Origin of the sequence: Pseudomonas sp. B21-015 (genome assembly GCF_024749285.1) — a bacterium.
Taxonomy (GTDB): Bacteria; Pseudomonadota; Gammaproteobacteria; order Pseudomonadales; family Pseudomonadaceae; genus Aquipseudomonas.
The window spans coordinates 52,664-69,176 of sequence record NZ_CP087196.1 but is presented as its reverse complement, the minus strand read 5'-3'; the positions used below and the strand labels follow the sequence as shown (position 1 = coordinate 69,176).

Sequence of the window (16,513 nt, the reverse complement as noted above, 5' to 3'; positions counted from 1 at the left end):
AAGCTGCGACGCAAGTTCGCCGGGGCCAGAGTGGCTCGACGGACTTGCGGAGAGCTTCAACGTGCAAAACGTTGATCTAGAGCAGTCAGCTCATCTCGCTTTACTGCATATTCCCCGCAAAACCGTTTCGCGGTGTTTCTTCGTGACCGTATATCGAGAAAGCCCAAACTTTCACGCGAAGAAAATTCGCAGCCAAACGTAGGCTTTTTCCCAGTTTTCCGCCTGTTCAAAAAACATCAACCTGCGCTGAAATTGCCGGTTCACGGCACTTATGCCCGCCCAAATGTCGTATTCGAACCGGTTGGGACGCGGGTTTGAGTTAAAAGATCTCATGCCGATTCGGCATAGGGTAGGCGCTTACGGCATTAGACGGCGCTTCCCGGCATCGGAATAGTTGCGCCTTTTTCGCTGCCTGAGAGCTGTAAATGCTCGCTCGCGGGGACCTTATACGGGGGCCGTTGCAAGACTTGTTCGCCATTGAGCGTTTCAGTTCATGCATCAGCCTGAGTCAAACGCAAGTAAGGGTAAAGACATGAAGAAGGCAAAGCTTAGCCTCGCCTGGCAGATCCTCATCGGTCTGGTTCTGGGGATAGCAATTGGTGCACTGCTCAACCATTTCAGTGCCGAAAAAGCCTGGTGGATCAGCAACGTCCTGCAACCGGCGGGCGATATCTTTATCCGTCTGATCAAGATGATCGTGATCCCGATCGTGATTTCCTCGCTCGTCGTCGGCATTGCTGGCGTGGGCGACGCGAAGAAACTCGGTCGCATCGGTCTGAAGACCATCATTTACTTCGAGATCGTCACCACCATCGCCATTCTGGTCGGTCTGGTGCTGGCCAACGTGGTTCATCCGGGCAGCGGCATCGACATGAGCACCCTGGGTACGGTGGATATCTCCAAGTACCAGGCCACCGCCGCCGAGGTTCAGCATGAACACGCGTTCATCCAGACCATCCTTAACCTGATCCCGTCGAACATCTTTGCCGCCATGGTCCGCGGCGAGATGCTGCCGATCATCTTCTTCTCCGTATTGTTCGGTCTCGGTCTGTCGAGCCTGCAATCGGACCTGCGCGATCCGCTGGTGAAGATGTTCCAGGGCGTGTCGGAAAGCATGTTCAAGGTCACCCACATGATCATGAACTACGCCCCGATCGGCGTGTTCGCATTGATCGCGGTGACCGTGGCCAACTTCGGCTTCGCCTCTCTGCTGCCGCTGGCCAAACTGGTCGTCCTGGTTTACTTCGCCGTCGCCTTCTTCGCCTTTGTGGTGTTGGGCCTGATCGCCCGCCTGTTCGGCTTCTCGGTGATCAAGCTGATGCGCATCTTCAAGGATGAGCTGGTACTGGCCTACTCCACCGCCAGTTCCGAAACCGTGCTGCCGCGCGTGATCGAGAAGATGGAAGCCTACGGCGCGCCGAAAGCCATTTGCAGTTTCGTGGTGCCGACCGGCTACTCGTTCAACCTCGACGGTTCGACCCTGTACCAGAGCATCGCGGCAATCTTCATTGCCCAGCTCTACGGCATCGACCTGTCGATCAGCCAACAGTTGCTGCTGGTGCTGACGCTGATGGTCACCTCCAAAGGTATCGCCGGCGTACCGGGCGTGTCCTTCGTGGTGCTGCTGGCTACTTTGGGCAGCGTTGGCATTCCGCTGGAAGGCCTGGCGTTCATCGCCGGTGTCGACCGCATCATGGACATGGCCCGTACTGCGCTGAACGTGATCGGCAATGCCTTGGCCGTATTGGTCATCGCTCGCTGGGAAGGCATGTACGACGACGCCAAGGGCCAGCGCTACTGGAACTCCCTGCCGCACTGGCGCAGCAAGGAAAAGCTGCCGGTTGGCGAGATTTCCAGCAACTGACGCTCCCACATTGGTCTTTTGCTAGCAGTACTAAACAAACCCCGGAGAAATCCGGGGTTTGTCGTTTCTGCCTGCCCCGCTATCATTCGCCGCATCTTCCGGGGGATTTGACTGATGCTTAATGGCCTGTGGCTTGGCTTCTTCATCGTGGCAGCCGTATCGGCGCTGGCGCAGTGGCTGATCGGCGGCAATGCCGGGATCTTCGCGGCGATGGTGGAAAGCATTTTCGCCATGGCCAAATTGTCGGTCGAGGTCATGGTCCTGCTGTTCGGCACCCTCACCCTCTGGCTGGGCTTTTTGCGGATCGCGGAAAAAGCCGGGATCGTCGAGTGGCTGGCCAAGGCGCTGGGCCCGCTGTTCCTGCGCCTGATGCCGGAAGTACCGCCCGGGCATCCGGCCATCGGTCTGATCACACTCAACTTCGCCGCCAATGGCCTGGGGCTGGACAACGCCGCCACGCCGATCGGCCTCAAAGCCATGAAGGCGCTGCAAGAGCTCAACCCCAGCGACACCATCGCCAGCAACGCGCAGATCCTCTTTCTGGTACTCAACGCCTCCTCCCTGACCCTGCTGCCGGTGACGATCTTCATGTACCGCGCCCAGCAAGGCGCGCCCGATCCGACCCTGGTGTTCCTGCCGATCCTGCTGGCGACCAGCTGCTCGACCCTGGTCGGCCTGTTGTCGGTGGCGTTCATGCAGCGTCTGCGCCTGTGGGACCCGGTGGTGCTCGCTTACCTGATTCCCGGCGCCCTGGCCCTCGGTGGCTTCATGGCGTTGCTGGCGACGCTCTCAGCGACCGCTCTGGCGGGCTTGTCATCGATCCTCGGCAACGTGACGCTGTTCGGGCTGATCATGCTGTTTCTGATTATCGGCGCGTTACGCAAGGTGAAGGTCTACGAGGCATTCGTCGAAGGCGCCAAAGAAGGCTTCGACGTGGCCAAGAATCTGCTGCCGTATCTGGTGGCGATGCTCTGTGCCGTGGGTGTGCTACGAGCATCCGGGGCGCTGGATTTCGGTCTGGACGGGATTCGTCATCTGGTGGAGTGGGCCGGTTGGGACACGCGCTTCGTCGATGCGCTGCCGACGGCCATGGTCAAACCCTTCTCCGGCAGCGCCGCACGGGCAATGCTGATCGAAACCATGAAGACCTCCGGGGTCGACAGCTTCCCGGCACTGGTGGCGGCGACGGTCCAGGGCAGTACCGAAACGACCTTCTATGTGTTGGCGGTGTACTTCGGCGCGGTGGGCATTCAGCGCGCACGGCATGCGGTGGGCTGTGCGCTGTTGGCGGAGTTGGCCGGGGTGCTTGGCGCGATCGGGGTTTGCTACTGGTTCTTCGGCTAACCAAAAAACCTGTGGGAGCGGGCTTGCCCGCGATGGCGGTCTAACCGTTAACAGAAATGTTGAATGTTCCGGCCTCATCGCGGGCAAGCCCGCTCCCACAGGGGTTCGGCGGTGTCTTCAAGGCCTCAGCGGTGGCGCAACCTTCTGACCTTGTTCCACCGTCCAGGCCACCACCTGCGCCGTCAACTGGTCGCTGGCCAGGCCAAACCCGGCGACAACCGCCGGCACCTTCACATCGCTCAACGGCTGACGCACTTCAAAGCGCCGACTGGCGAGGATTCGCTGGTCATACCCACGCACCAACAACGCATCCAGGCGCACGACCACGCTCGCCGCCGTGCCTTGGTACTCGGTCTGGAACGCTTGCAGGTTGCCGCCCAGTTCCAGGTCTGCCTGGAAATTGCTGTCATCGGTGCTGAGCAACGGCACGCGACCGTCACGCTGGAAACCATCGAGCAGACGATTGCGCAACAGCACCGGTGCCGGGTCGCTCCAGCGTGAAGCCTTGTAGCTGCTGATCAGATCACCCTGAGGGATTACGGCGATTTTCGGGTTGTTCAAGGCTTCGCTGGTCTGAGGCTTGGCCAGCCGCAACGACCAGCGCTGCGGCGTGCCGTGTTGGGCCGATGCGTCGCGCTGTGCCGACGGCAGTCGGTAGACATCGGACGGCTCGGCCTTGGGGAAAATCGAACAGGAAGCGACCAACGCAAAACCGGCGAGGAGGGCGAGATGAGCCAGCTTCATGGCGTGAACTCCTTGTTCTTGTCACTGCCCAGCAGGTAACCGCTGGGGTTGGCCTCAAGCCGCTGGGAAATGGTTCGCAACGAACTCAAGGTATCGCGCAGCTCACGCACCGCCGGTGCCAGGCCATTGAGGCCCTGCATGCCGTTGTTGAGGGAATCCTGATTGGCGGAGAGCAACGTGTTGATGGTCGCGCTGCTTTGTTCCAGGGACTTCATGGCTTGCTCGGCACTGCCGAACATCTGCTTGCCCTGATCGTTGAGCAGGCCGTTGGCGTTGCGCATCAACGCGGTGGTCTGTTCCAGGGTGGCGCTGGCCTGCTTGCCAACCGAAGCCAGTTGCTGCATCGCCTGACGAATGTCCCCGCGCTGGTCGGCGATGGTGCCGGTGGTTTGCTCCAGGTGCTCCAGGGTGCTGCTGATGCGCGCGACGTTCTCCGAGGAAAACAACTGATTGGCGTTGTGCATCAACACGTTCACGCCCTCCATCAGATCGTTACTGTCATTCATCAACCGGGCAATGGGCGAGGGCGACGCAACGATTGTCGGCAAATTGCCGTCCTTGCCCCTGAGGGTCGGACTTTGCGGCGTGCCACCGCTGAGCTGGATGATCGAGGTCCCGGTGATCCCGGTCAGCGTCAGCTTGGCCTGGGTGTCTTCTTTGATCGGCGTGTCTCCGCCCAGGCGAATCCGCGCCAACACCCGGCGCGGATCGTTCGGGTCCAGGCGCAGCATCACCACGTCGCCGACCTTGATCCCGCTGTACTGCACCGCGCTGCCCTTGGACAAACCGCTGACCGCCTCGTTGAAGACGATTTCGTAATCCTTGAATTCGGTATCAACGCTGGACTTGGCCAGCCACAGACCGAAGAGCAGGGCGCCTGCCACCACTATGACGGTGAACAGGCCGATCAATACGTGATGGGCTCGGGTTTCCATGTCAGACCTCGTTGAGCTGGTTAGCGGCCGTCAGCGCCGCGCGGCCGCGAGGGCCATGGAAGTATTCGTGAATCCACGCGTCGTCGGTTTGCGCAACCTTGTCGATGGCATCCGCCACCAGCACTTTCTTCTGCGCCAGCACCGCCACCCGATCGGTGATGGTGTAGAGCGTGTCGAGGTCGTGGGTCACCAGAAACACGCTCAAACCCAACGCATCGCGCAGGGTCAGAATTAACTGATCGAACGCCGCCGCGCCAATCGGATCGAGACCGGCGGTGGGCTCGTCGAGAAACAGGATGTCCGGGTCCAGCGCCAGCGCCCGAGCCAGGGCGGCGCGCTTGATCATGCCACCGGACAGCGACGCGGGGTACTTGTCAGCCGCCGACAACGGCAGCCCGGCCAACGCCATTTTCACTGCCGCCAGGTGCTCGGCGTCGGCACGGCTCAGGCCGGCGTGTTCGATCAGGGGCAGGGCGACGTTCTCGGTCACGGTGAGTGAAGAGAACAGGGCGCCTTTCTGGAACAGCACACCGAACCGCCGTTCGACCAGCGAGCGCTCGTGCTCCGACAGGCTCGGCAAGTTCTTGCCGAAGACCTTCACCAGCCCCTCGCTGGGTTGGCGCAAGCCGACGATGCTGCGCAACAGCACCGATTTGCCACTGCCGGAACCTCCGACCACCGCGAGGATTTCGCCTTTGTACAAATCCAGGTCGAGGTTCTCGTGCACGCTCTGGCGGCCGAAACGATTGCACAGCCCACGGACTTCGATCACCGCCTCGGAAGGCGCTCGGGGTAGACGACTCACCAGCCCATCTCCATGAAAAACAGCGCAGCCACGGCGTCAAGCACGATCACCACGAAGATTGATTGCACCACGCTGGAAGTGGTGTGCGCGCCAACAGACTCGGCGCTGCCGCTGACCTTGAAGCCTTCGAGGCAGCCGATGGCGGCGATCAGGAACGCAAAAATCGGCGCTTTGACGATCCCCACCAGGAAGTGCTGCACGCCAATGTCCGATTGCAGCAGCGACAGGAACATCGCCGGCGAGATATCCAGCGACAGCGCACACACCACGCCACCGCCGACAATCCCCGACAACATCGCCAGAAAGGTCAGCATCGGCAGCGCCACCAGCAATGCCAATACCCGCGGCACCACCAGCAGCTCCATCGGATCGAGGCCGAGGGTGCGGATCGCGTCGATTTCTTCGTTGGCCTTCATCGAGCCGATCTGCGCGGTGAACGCACTGGCAGTGCGGCCGGCCATCAGGATCGCGGTCAGCAACACACCGAACTCCCGTAGAAAAGAAAACGCGACGAGATCGACGGTGAAGATACTCGCGCCGAAACTCGCCAGCACTGTCGCCCCGAGAAACGCTACCACGGCGCCCACCAGAAAGGTCAGCAGAGCGACGATGGGGGCAGCGTCGAGACCGGTCTGTTCGATGTGGGCGACCATCGGCGTAAGGCGCCAGCGCTTGGGGCGAAACAGCTCGCGCGCGATGGTTTCCAGGATCAGGCCGACGAAACCCAGCAGCTGCAGGGTGTCCTGCCAGACCGCGTCGACCGCCCGGCCGATGCGGGTCAGCAGTTGAATGCCGACGCTGATTTCCGGCTCTTTGATCGGCACGCAAAAATCAGTCAGCGAGCAGTACACCGTCTGCAATAAGGCGCGATCAGCGGAGGAAAGGGTGCAATCGGGGTGTTCGGCAGATTTACCCAAGCGCTCAGAACCCAGCAGCTCCACCAGCAATGACGCACCCGCCGTATCAAGCGCGCCGAGACCATTGAGATCGACAGGGGTGCTGTCGTCGTATTGGCCGTGGAGCTTTTCGCTCAGGCGTTTGAGATCGGCGTAATGGGCAAGCGTCCAGTCACCCGTGACCCGCAACAGGGCAGGGCTGTGCGAGGTGTCCAGTCGGGCACTGCCGGGCATTGTGCTGCTAGTCATAAGCTCCCGTGCTTGTTCGGCTATTACGCAGACCTGACTAATAGCACGAACCGCGTTACTTTTCTTTGACGGGTGTGCTGTCCATGACCTTGAAGCGCAACACGCCGATCAACTGGCCGTCTTCGGTGAGCACCCGAACCTGCCATTTTCCTGCGGGGTTGCCGGGGAAGTTCTGCTTGTGGGTCCAGGCGCGGTAGCCTTCCTTGCGCCCCCCGTTGATGTCCAGCGGGATACGGTCGACTTCTTTACCGTTGAACATCCAGACGTGATAAATCCGCTCGGCCAGCCCCCGCGGAGCGTTGATCGCGGTGTACGCGTACAGCCCACCTCCGCGAATCTGCTCGGCGCTGACTTCTTCCAGACTCTTGCCGGGGGTGCGGTCCTGCATTTGGGTGCTGATCGCCACATCGGTCATCCACAGGGTCGCCGGTGGCACCCAGGAGCGCAGCACCCAACCGGCGGCGCCGATGCCGACGGTGATGCTGAGGATCGCCAACGCATTGCGCACGGTGCGAATCGGGAAGATCGAGGCCAGGCTTGGGAATGACAGCACCATGGCAATGCCCAGCGCCAGCTTGAAGCTCTGGGCGGTGGTCAGGTGCAGGATGACGGGCAGGGCGGTCAGCAGGGCCGCGAACAGGGTCAGGGTGTGCAGCGCCAAAAATGCCCAGCGGCGCGGTGCCAGCCATTTGTAGTAGAGCGGGTCGATGATCGAAATCAGCGCCGCCATGCTCAGTAGTCCAGTGAAGAATAACTGGCCGCTGTTCCAGGTGGTGGTGATTAAAAAGAACGGCAGGACGAAGAACAGGCTTTCCTGATGGATCATCTGCGTCGCGTAACGCAGCAGGGGCTGGGGTATTTCGCGCTTGAAGACCCTGGCGAACAGCTTGGTGAGGCTGTTTTCCAGCATCAGCCAGACCCAGCTGACCAGCATGATGGTGGTGATCCAGGACGCCAGACCTTGTTGGCGATCCACCAGCATGAAACTGCCGACCCCGGAAATGAAACCGCCAAGCGCAATGACCCCGGGATAGCGCTTCATCAATTCGAGGATGCGCTGTACGTACAGGGTCAGGTTCGGCATTCGGCGATTCACAATAGTCGTGGGGAAAATCCCCGACAGGGTACCGTCCGAGGGGCTGTGTGGCGAGGTGTTCCGGTCACGTTGACCGAACCGAAAACCCTGTGGCGAGGGAGCTTGCTCCCGCTCGGCTGCGCAGCAGTCGCAGTATCGGTTATATGCGGTGTGTCTGATAAACCGGGGTGCCGTTTTCAGGGCCGCTTCGCAGCCCAACGGGAGCAAGCTCCCTCGCCACAGGGAAATTATTGCTTTCTGCGGTGAACACGCCACCCCAATATTCCGAGCACCATCAACCCAAATCCCCCGACAATCGCCCACATCACCTGGTCATAACTCATCAGCGGCTTCTCGATCCGCAAAAACCCCGGCTGCAGCAGCAACTCACGCATCGCCTTGTTCGCCTCGGCCAGTGTCACGTCTTGCAGTGCCTTGGCCGGGTTGACGAAATGGCCGTCCTCGTAGTCGCCAAGGGCGCTCCAGTAATAGTCCGCCAGGGCGCTGTTGCCTTGCACAGCCCAGGCCTGGCGAGCGATGGCGGCTTGCTTGAGACGGGCGAAGGTGGCGGCGTCGAGGCCGTTCTTGAGCAGATCGGCTTTAAGCTCATCCAGCACCTGTTCCGCTGCCAGCACGTCGTCGCGATCAAGGTCGGCGTTCAGGCTCATGAAGCCCACCCCGCCAAATACCTCGCGCTCGGCCGAGGGCCCATAAGACAACCCATGGGCCAGGCGCAATTGGCGATAGAGCGCCCAATCCAGATAGTCCTTGAGCAGGTCGAAGGTTTCGTCATGCTGGTCTTCCAGCACCGGTTCCGGCACCAGCCAATGCAACTTGGCACCGCCGCCGACGAAACCGTTACTCAAATTGCGCTCGTGGGCCGCGCTGGCCTGAATGTCTGGCAGCGGCAGGTGAGCGCTAGGCTCAACCGCTTCGAGCGCACCATAGGCCCGTTCCAGATAGGCCGGCAGCAAGCGGTCGAGGTCGCCGACCACGATCAGGGTCATGTTGTTGGGCGCGTACCAGTCCTTGCGCACCTTCTCCAATTGCTCGCGGGTCAGGTGATCGACTTCGGCACGCTCGGGGCATTTGAGGCCCAGCTCCACCGCCAACTGATTGCTGGCGGTGTGGCCCAGGTCCTGGCGATCCAGCCAGCGTTGCAGGTGCGAATAATGGCCACCGTCTTCGCGCTCGACCACCTGCTTGGCGACGTTGATAGCGTTGTCGTCGATACGGGTCTGGGTCAGCAGCGCCAACAACAGATCGAGGGCCTGACGCTGGTTTTTCGCCGGTACTTCGATGACGAACGTGGTGTCGGCGTTGCTGGTGTAAGCGTTCCACTCACCACCCAGGGCCTGCATGCGCTCTTCCAGACCACCTTCGCCGGTGGCGTCGATGCCGCTGAACAGCAAGTGTTCGAGCAGGTGCGGCAGCTCCTTGTCGGCGCAGCTGAAATCATCCAGCCCGACACCGACCACCAGCCGAATCGCCACGTGCCCGCGCTCGGTGCCCGGTTTGAGGACCAATTGCAGGCCGTTGGGCAGCGTATAGCCCTCGACCTGAAAGCGATCCAGGGCAAATGAAGGCAGGGCGCCGAGCAACAGACAAGCGAACAGCAGACAACGCATAACGAGTTTCCGTACGACCAGCGTAAGTACAACAGACTTCAAGTAACTGTGGACGTTCAGGGTGAATGAGTGATGTCAGCCATATCGTCGACCGCCAGAGCGCCAGTATCCGAAGTGCCCAACACCACATAGGCACTGCTGCAAAACAGCGAATTCAAGCGTCTCATGTCGGCGATCAGCTCCAGGTGCAGCGAACTGGTCTCGATACTTTGCACGACCTTACGTTGCAAACGGCTGACGTGAGCATGGGCCAGGCGGCGTTCCTGTGCACGAAAGCGACGTTTCTCACGCAGCAACTGGCGGGCACTTTCCGGGTCGGCACTGAGGAACACCGACAACCCCAGACGCAGGTTGGCAATCAGCTGGCTGTGCAGCCCCGCCAACTCCTCCAGACCGACCTCGGAAAAAGACCGGCGTTGCGAGGTTTTCTGTTGCTGAACCTTGCGCAGCATGCGTTCGATCAGGTCGCTGGCAAGTTTCAGGTTGATCGCCAGCTCGATGATTTCCGCCCAGCGCCGGCTGTCCTGTTCGCTGAGGTCTTCCCGGGGCATTTGCGCCAGATAGAGTTTGATAGCACTGTAGAGCGCTTCGACATCATCGGTCAGGCGCCGTATTTCCTGGGTGACGGCAGTCTGTTTGCCGCGCAGCACGGCGAGCATCGCTTCGAGCATGTTGTCGATCAGATCGCCGATGCGCAGGGTTTCCCGGGCAGCATTGGCCAGCGCCATGCTGGGGGTCACCAACGCCGTCGGGTCAAGATGCCGTGGTTTGGCCGTGCCGTTGACGTCCGGCCGCTCCGGCAGCAACCACGCACAAAGCCTGGCCATCAGCCCGACACTGGGCAACAGGATCAGGCAGCGCACGGTGTTGTAGAGCAGGTGGAAGCCGATGACCATTTCCTGAGCGCTGAAGTCGAAGCTGTCGATCCAGTGCACCAGCGGATCGAGCACTGGAATGATCAGCAACAGGCCGATCAGTTTGTACAACAGGCTGCCCAGCGCCACCTGACGGCCGGCCGCGTTCTGCATGCTGGTGCTGAGAAAAGCAAGAATGCCGCTGCCGATGTTGGCGCCGATCACCAGGCCAATGGCCACTGGCAAACTGATCACGCTGGCACCGGCGAGGGTCGCGGTCAGCAGGACGGCGGCCAGGCTGGAGTAGGAAATCATCGCGAACAGCGCGCCGACCAACGCATCGAGCAGGATGTCGCCGGTCAGTGAGGCAAAAATAACCTTCACGCCCTGAGCATGAGTGATCGGCGTGGCAGCCTCGACGATCAGTTGCAGCGCCAGAATGATCAGCCCCAGACCGATACTGACCCGGCCCATCTGCCCGACCCGGGTCTGCTTGCGCGACAGGAAGAAAATCACCCCGAGGAAGATCAGCAGCGGCGAGAGCCACGACAGATCGAGGGTCAATACCCGCGCCATCAGTGCGGTACCGACGTCGGCGCCGAGCATGGTCGCCAGGGCCGGGGTCAACGCCATCAGGCCCTGACCGACAAACGAGGTGACGAGCATGGCGGTGGCGTTGCTGCTCTGGACCATGGCGGTCACCATGATCCCGGCGACAAACGCCAGCCAGCGCCTGGACATGTTCTGGGCAATCACATGGCGCAGGTTGGAACCATAAACCCGCAGGATGCCGGTTCGGACGATGTGCGTGCCCCAGATCAACAGGGCCACGGCCGATAATAAATTGAGCAGGGTGAGCATAAGGGCCCCCTGTGGTGGTAGCGCCCCAGTGGGGCAAGTTGACGGTGCCGCGCGTTTTTCTACGTTCTGTACTTAAGCTGTAGTTGGCTAACGGTCTGGACGCCAGCATCGCATAGCTAAAGAAGGGATTGAAACAAAACTGTCATGAAAACAGTTTGCTGCAGAGATGACAAAGGGGCCCGAAGGCCCCTTTGTCATCGCAGGGTGTTCGGGTTACTGACCCGGAACATCCTTGCGCAGTTTCACCGGATCCTGCTGTTTGCGCTTTCTCGCCATGGCGGTGCGCAACTTGATGTTGATCGCTTCCACCGCCAACGAGAACGCCATCGCGAAGTAGACGTAGCCTTTTGGCAAGTGCACGTCGAGCGATTCGGCAATCAGTACGGTACCCACCAGCAACAGGAACGACAGCGCCAGCATCTTCAGCGACGGGTGCTTGTCGATGAACTCGCTGATGGTGCCAGAAGCCCACATCATCACTAGCACTGCAACGACAATCGCCGCGACCATGACCGGTACGTGGGACACCATGCCAACGGCGGTGATGACCGAGTCCAGCGAGAACACAATGTCGATGATCGCGATCTGAATAATGGTGTAGAGGAAGTTGCCGCCCTTGCCGCTCGGCTCGTCGCTGGTTTCGTCTTCACCTTCCAGCGCGTGGTACATCTCTTGCGAGCTTTTCCACAGCAGGAACAGGCCACCGAAGAACAGGATCAGGTCACGCCCGGAAATACCCTGGCCGAACACTTCGAACAGGTCTGCGGTGAGGCGCATGACCCAGGTGATCGACAGCAGCAACAGGATCCGCGTGATCATGGCCAGCGCCAGGCCGAAGATCCGGGTGCGCGCCTGCATGTGCTTGGGCATGCGGCTGACCAGGATCGAGATCATGATGATGTTGTCGATGCCCAGAACGATCTCCAGGGCAGTCAGGGTGAAGAAGGCAACCCAGATTTCAGGGTTGGTCAGCCATTCCATGTGTATTCCTTTGAGCGAGTGTTTAAACCACGAAGGGTCCAGGCTTCAAACAACAAAGCCTGGACCCTTCATGGTGAGTCTTGGGCTTATAGAGTGCTGAACAGCGGGAAAATCCCCATCAGCAAAGCAGCGACCAGTATGCACAGGCAAACCAGCACTGCCCACTTCAAGGTGAACCGCTGATGGTCACCGAATTCGATACCGGCCAGGGCCACCAACAGGTAGGTCGATGGTACCAGCGGGCTCAGCAAGTGGACGGGCTGACCGACGATCGAGGCACGTGCCATTTCCACCGCGGTTATACCGTAATGACTGGCAGCTTCGGCAAGTACCGGTAACACGCCGTAATAAAATGCATCGTTCGACATGAAGAACGTGAACGGCATGCTCACCAGCGCGGTGATCACGGCCAGGTATGGGCCGAGGAAATCCGGGATGACCGCCAGCAAGCTTTTCGACATGGCGTCGACCATGCCAGTGCCCGTCAGGATACCGGTGAAGATGCCTGCGGCAAAGATCAAACCGACCACCGCCAGCACGCTACCGGCGTGGGCCGCAACGCGATCTTTCTGCTGTTGCAGGCATGGGTAGTTGACGATCATCGCGATACTGAACGCCACCATGAACAGTACCGGCAGCGGCAACAGGCCGGCGATCAAGGTGCCCATCAACGCCAGGGTCAGCGCGCCGTTGAACCAGATCAGCTTTGGACGACGGGCGTCCGGGAACTGCGAAACGCTGATTTCGCTGTGGTCGATTTCATCACCGACCAGATGCAGTTCACCCAGACGCGCACGCTCGCGTTTACCGTAGACGTAGGCAATCGCCAGAATCGCCACCACGCCAGCCAGCATCGCCGGAATCATCGGCACGAAGATCGCGGACGGGTCCACATGCAGCGCACTGGCCGCACGAGCGGTCGGGCCGCCCCAAGGGGTCATGTTCATCACGCCACCGGCGAGGATGATCAGGCCGGCCATGATCCGCGGGCTCATGCCGATACGGCTGTAGAGCGGCAGCATGGCGGCCACGCAGATCATGTAAGTGGTGGCACCATCACCGTCCATGGACACGATCAGCGCCAGTACGGCGGTACCGACCGAAACCTTCAGCGGGTCGCCCTTGACCAGTTTGAGGATCTTGCGCACGGCCGGGTCGAACAGGCCGGAGTCGATCATCAGGGCGAAGTAGAGAATGGCGAACATCAGCATCACACCGGTCGGCGCGAGCTTGGTGATGCCTTCGAGCATCATCGGGCCGATCTTCGGCGAGAAACCGCCGAACAGGGCGAAGATGATCGGGATGATGATCAGAGCGATCAGCGCGGACAGGCGCTTGGTCATGATCAGGAACATGAACGTGATGACCATGGCAAAGCCAAGGAAAGTCAGCATAGGAATACTCCAGGCGTAGCGCGGCTAGTAAATGGGCGAACCGGATGGTCAGCGCAGAACGGGAAGCACGAGACGTACGGGCGGAGTTGCAGCGAAAAGGCGGATAGGAGTGGACATCAGAATCACCATTGTTGTTGTTAAATGGGCCAGGCGGGCGATAAAACACTCGCATTGGCCAACCGGTCTGTTGCCGGCAGTGGGGCGATCCTAATAGGGGAAGCTTTCAGCCAGCTTTCGCGGATGAAAGCATTGACCGAATGTGCAACCGCTCGTCGGCCGAGTTTAGAGCCCGTAAACACGGGGTCAGGAGGAAAAAACATGGGCGAACTTCACACCGGCGGTTGCCACTGCGGACAAATTAGCTATCAATTCAGCGGACCGTTGCAGGATATCGCTCACTGCCATTGCTCGATTTGCCGGCGGGTCAGCGGCGGGATCGTGACCACCTGGATCACCGTCCCCGCCTCAGTATTTGCCTGGGTGGCAGGTACGCCATCCCGATATGACTCATCATCCACTTGCACGCGGTATTTCTGCCCCAACTGCGGGGCGCAACTGGCGCTGACGACAAAGCTCAGTCCCGAGAGCACCGACGTGACCATCGCCACCCTCGACCATCCCGAGCAGGCGCCGGCCGAGCGGCATATCTGGACCGACAGTCGTTTGCCCTGGCTGCATCTGGACGAACATTTGCCCGGCGAGGCCGAGGAACAACTCTGATCAGAACACAGACAGATTCAGCGGCCGGATCGCGCCCATCCAGATCGCATGCTCGGTGTGGTCGAGCAGATCGTCGCCTGTGTTCGGATGCAGGAATACCACCAACCCCTTGCGGTTAAGTGCCAGCCACGGCAACACCGCACCAATGTATTGCGGTTCAAAAGACAATTGGCAACTCCAGTCCGGATGGGGACCGACCGGGCGCTCGTGCACGCGACCCATCTTCAGTGGAAACAATTGCGCTGCCTGCTCACACAAGGCCCGTGCCTGCGGGAGGGTGCTGGCGTCGAAATAGACATGGGCGTGGTAGCCCTTGATCTGTTGCATCTGAAACCCCTTTTAACCTGGTCGAACCCACACCGCTCTCCGCAGGTCACACGTTATATAGGCAGGAAGTTCGGAGCACAGCCATGAAAAATGCCGAAACCCCGGTAGTGAAGGTAGTGCTTTATGGTGCCATGAGTAGCCTGGGCAGTGCGCTGATGGCTGAGATGCTGCGGCGCCAGCATGAAGTGATCGCGATTCTCGATGACCTGACGGCACTCGCGCCACGCCCGGGATTGCGCACCAAGTCCGGCGACCTGTTCGATGCCAAGCGGGTCAAGCAGAGCGTGGCCGGCTGTTCGGCGGTGATCTGCCTGCTCGATGCGCCAGGGTTGCCGATGAACAGTGAACATATCGAAAAAACCATTGTGCCCGGCCCGGTCGAGCAGGTGCTGGCGGTGGATGCACTGATCGACGGCATGCAGGCCGCGGGCATTACCCGGCTGTTTCTGGTGGGTGATTTCCAGGTGCTGGACGATCCGGAGATAGAAGACCCATTGCAACGCCACGCCGCCGAAGAAATCCGTGAGGCCCTGCAAAGCAGCCCATTGCACTGGACCCTGGTGAACGCACCACGCGGTGCACCCGGGCTGACCCTTGAGCATTTCAGTCACGTCAGCACCGGCCTGGCCGAACCGCTGGAACAATTGAACCGCGTTGCCGTCGGGATTGCCGATGAGTTATGGCTTAACTTGCATGTCGGTCAGCATGTGAGTTTTGTTGCGACTTCGCAATCGTAAAAAGATCGCAACCTGCGGCAGCTCCTACGCGCCTGTGGGCGCTGCCGAAGGCTGCGATCTTTTATGCGTTCACACCGCAATCGAAGGCAAAGGAAGGCCATTGAGCGATTGCGCGCTGCTGGCCTGTTCCGCCATCAACCAATCTACAAACAGCTGAATCAACGCCCCACGCCGTTTGCGCTGGGGCAGAACCACGTAATAGCCCAGCCGGGAAATCACCGTGTCGGCAATCGGGCGACACAACAGACCTTGCGCCAACAAGTTATCCACAAGGTGCCGCCATCCGATCGCAACGCCTTGGCCGCCAATCGCCGCCTGAATCAGCAGGGTGTAGTTGTCGAAGCGCAGTTGCCCCGGCGCTGGGGCCGAGGTGATTCCCAACTCGCGAAACACGCCGCTCCAGTCAAACCAGTTGCTGCTGTGCTCGCCTCGCAGGTGCAGCAGCGGAAACTCCAGCAATGCCCGAGCCGGCAAGGGCAGGGGACGGTCCTTCAATAGCAGCGGGCTGCATACCGGAAACACCTCTTCGCTGAACAGCCAGTGGCTCTCGCCCTGCTTGAACCGGCCATCGCCGAACAGCACCGCCACATCGATATCGGTGCGCAACATGTTGTGGCTGCGTTCGCTGGTGACCAGGCTGACGTCCACTTGAGGGTTGGCGGTATGGAAGCGGTGCAGACGCGGCATCAGCCAGTACGCAGCGAAGGCGAAGTCGGTGGCCACCTGCAACACTTCGTGTTGTTGCTGTGCACTGATCGCGTTCAATCCTGCATCGATATTCTGCAAACCGAGCTGAACCTGCTCGAAAAGAATGGTCCCGGCCTCGGTCAGTTCGATACCGCGATAGATGCGATCGAACAACCGTGTAGCGAGCTGTTCTTCCAATCGTTTGATCTGCTGACTGACGGCCGGTTGCGTGGTGCCAAGCTCCACCGCGGCGGCGGTGAAGCTGCGTTGCCGGGCCGCGGCTTCGAAGGCGCGAAGCAGGTCCAGGGACAAATCACCGAGGGCGTCATACATAAGCTGTGCTTATCCTAGTCATTGCCTGGCATGGGCTTTACCACAAGGTTTATGGACTCCATGCTCGATCACAGCACTT

At 60.3% G+C, this 16,513-nt stretch carries 15 protein-coding genes; 4 read left to right on the top strand and 11 right to left on the bottom strand.

Going from position 1 to position 16,513, the window contains the following annotated elements; genetic code table 11:
- The first annotated feature begins 532 nt into the window (after positions 1 to 532).
- Both gltP and LOY38_RS00305 read left to right on the top strand, forming a co-directional pair.
- The gene (gene gltP / locus LOY38_RS00310; protein WP_258698375.1) at positions 533 to 1,864 is read left to right on the top strand and encodes a glutamate/aspartate:proton symporter GltP; all 1,332 of its coding nucleotides are present in this window, start codon (positions 533 to 535) and stop codon (positions 1,862 to 1,864) included.
- Positions 1,865 to 1,978: 114 nt separating this feature from the next.
- Positions 1,979 to 3,208 (top strand): nucleoside recognition domain-containing protein, encoded by a 1,230-nt coding sequence (locus tag LOY38_RS00305; RefSeq protein WP_258698374.1) that lies wholly within the window; start codon positions 1,979 to 1,981, stop codon positions 3,206 to 3,208.
- A 117-nt stretch (positions 3,209 to 3,325) separates the two neighbouring features.
- Here LOY38_RS00305 and LOY38_RS00300 read toward each other — a convergent pair whose 3' ends face one another.
- From LOY38_RS00300 to LOY38_RS00260, 9 genes are all read right to left on the bottom strand, one after another.
- Positions 3,326 to 3,952 (bottom strand): ABC-type transport auxiliary lipoprotein family protein, encoded by a 627-nt coding sequence (locus LOY38_RS00300; RefSeq protein ID WP_258698373.1) that lies wholly within the window; start codon positions 3,950 to 3,952, stop codon positions 3,326 to 3,328.
- Positions 3,949 to 4,887, bottom strand: a complete 939-nt coding sequence (locus LOY38_RS00295) for an MlaD family protein (RefSeq protein ID WP_258698372.1) — start codon at positions 4,885 to 4,887, stop codon at positions 3,949 to 3,951. Before LOY38_RS00295 ends, LOY38_RS00300 begins: the two co-directional genes overlap by 4 nt.
- A gap of 1 nt (position 4,888) precedes the next feature.
- Positions 4,889 to 5,692 carry an ABC transporter ATP-binding protein gene (locus LOY38_RS00290; protein ID WP_258698371.1) on the bottom strand — a complete coding sequence of 268 codons (804 nt, stop codon included), beginning with the start codon at positions 5,690 to 5,692 and terminating at the stop codon, positions 4,889 to 4,891.
- Complete coding sequence (locus LOY38_RS00285; RefSeq protein WP_258698370.1) at positions 5,689 to 6,837, bottom strand: ABC transporter permease; 1,149 nt, start codon at positions 6,835 to 6,837, stop codon at positions 5,689 to 5,691. Before LOY38_RS00285 ends, LOY38_RS00290 begins: the two co-directional genes overlap by 4 nt.
- A 55-nt stretch (positions 6,838 to 6,892) precedes the next feature.
- Positions 6,893 to 7,921, bottom strand: a complete 1,029-nt coding sequence (locus tag LOY38_RS00280) for a DUF2914 domain-containing protein (RefSeq protein ID WP_258698369.1) — start codon at positions 7,919 to 7,921, stop codon at positions 6,893 to 6,895.
- 239 nt (positions 7,922 to 8,160) lie between these two features.
- A complete protein-coding gene (locus LOY38_RS00275; protein WP_258698368.1) occupies positions 8,161 to 9,540 on the bottom strand; it encodes a pitrilysin family protein in 1,380 nt (459 codons plus the stop codon).
- A gap of 56 nt (positions 9,541 to 9,596) precedes the next feature.
- Positions 9,597 to 11,255, bottom strand: coding sequence for a Na/Pi cotransporter family protein (locus LOY38_RS00270; RefSeq protein WP_258698367.1), 1,659 nt, complete (start codon positions 11,253 to 11,255; stop codon positions 9,597 to 9,599).
- 213 nt (positions 11,256 to 11,468) lie between these two features.
- Complete coding sequence (locus LOY38_RS00265) at positions 11,469 to 12,236, bottom strand: TerC family protein (RefSeq protein WP_258698366.1); 768 nt, start codon at positions 12,234 to 12,236, stop codon at positions 11,469 to 11,471.
- Between the two features lie 86 nt (positions 12,237 to 12,322).
- The gene (locus tag LOY38_RS00260; protein ID WP_018927294.1) at positions 12,323 to 13,630 is read right to left on the bottom strand and encodes a CitMHS family transporter; all 1,308 of its coding nucleotides are present in this window, start codon (positions 13,628 to 13,630) and stop codon (positions 12,323 to 12,325) included.
- A 318-nt stretch (positions 13,631 to 13,948) separates the two neighbouring features.
- Here LOY38_RS00260 and LOY38_RS00255 point away from each other — a divergent pair, with 318 nt between their 5' ends.
- Entirely contained in the window at positions 13,949 to 14,350 is a 402-nt protein-coding gene (locus LOY38_RS00255) for a GFA family protein (protein WP_258698365.1), read from the top strand.
- Here the strand turns inward: LOY38_RS00255 and LOY38_RS00250 are convergent, their stop codons facing one another.
- Positions 14,351 to 14,677: a DOPA 4,5-dioxygenase family protein gene (locus LOY38_RS00250; RefSeq protein ID WP_258698364.1), complete on the bottom strand. Its 327-nt coding sequence runs from the start codon at positions 14,675 to 14,677 to the stop codon at positions 14,351 to 14,353.
- 83 nt (positions 14,678 to 14,760) lie between these two features.
- On the opposite strand from LOY38_RS00250, the gene LOY38_RS00245 reads away from it, so the two are divergent.
- Positions 14,761 to 15,414 carry an NAD(P)-dependent oxidoreductase gene (locus tag LOY38_RS00245; RefSeq protein WP_258698363.1) on the top strand — a complete coding sequence of 218 codons (654 nt, stop codon included), beginning with the start codon at positions 14,761 to 14,763 and terminating at the stop codon, positions 15,412 to 15,414.
- Between the two features lie 69 nt (positions 15,415 to 15,483).
- Here LOY38_RS00245 and LOY38_RS00240 read toward each other — a convergent pair whose 3' ends face one another.
- Positions 15,484 to 16,434, bottom strand: coding sequence for a choline sulfate utilization transcriptional regulator (locus LOY38_RS00240; RefSeq protein ID WP_258698362.1), 951 nt, complete (start codon positions 16,432 to 16,434; stop codon positions 15,484 to 15,486).
- Between the last annotated feature and the right edge of the window lie 79 nt (positions 16,435 to 16,513).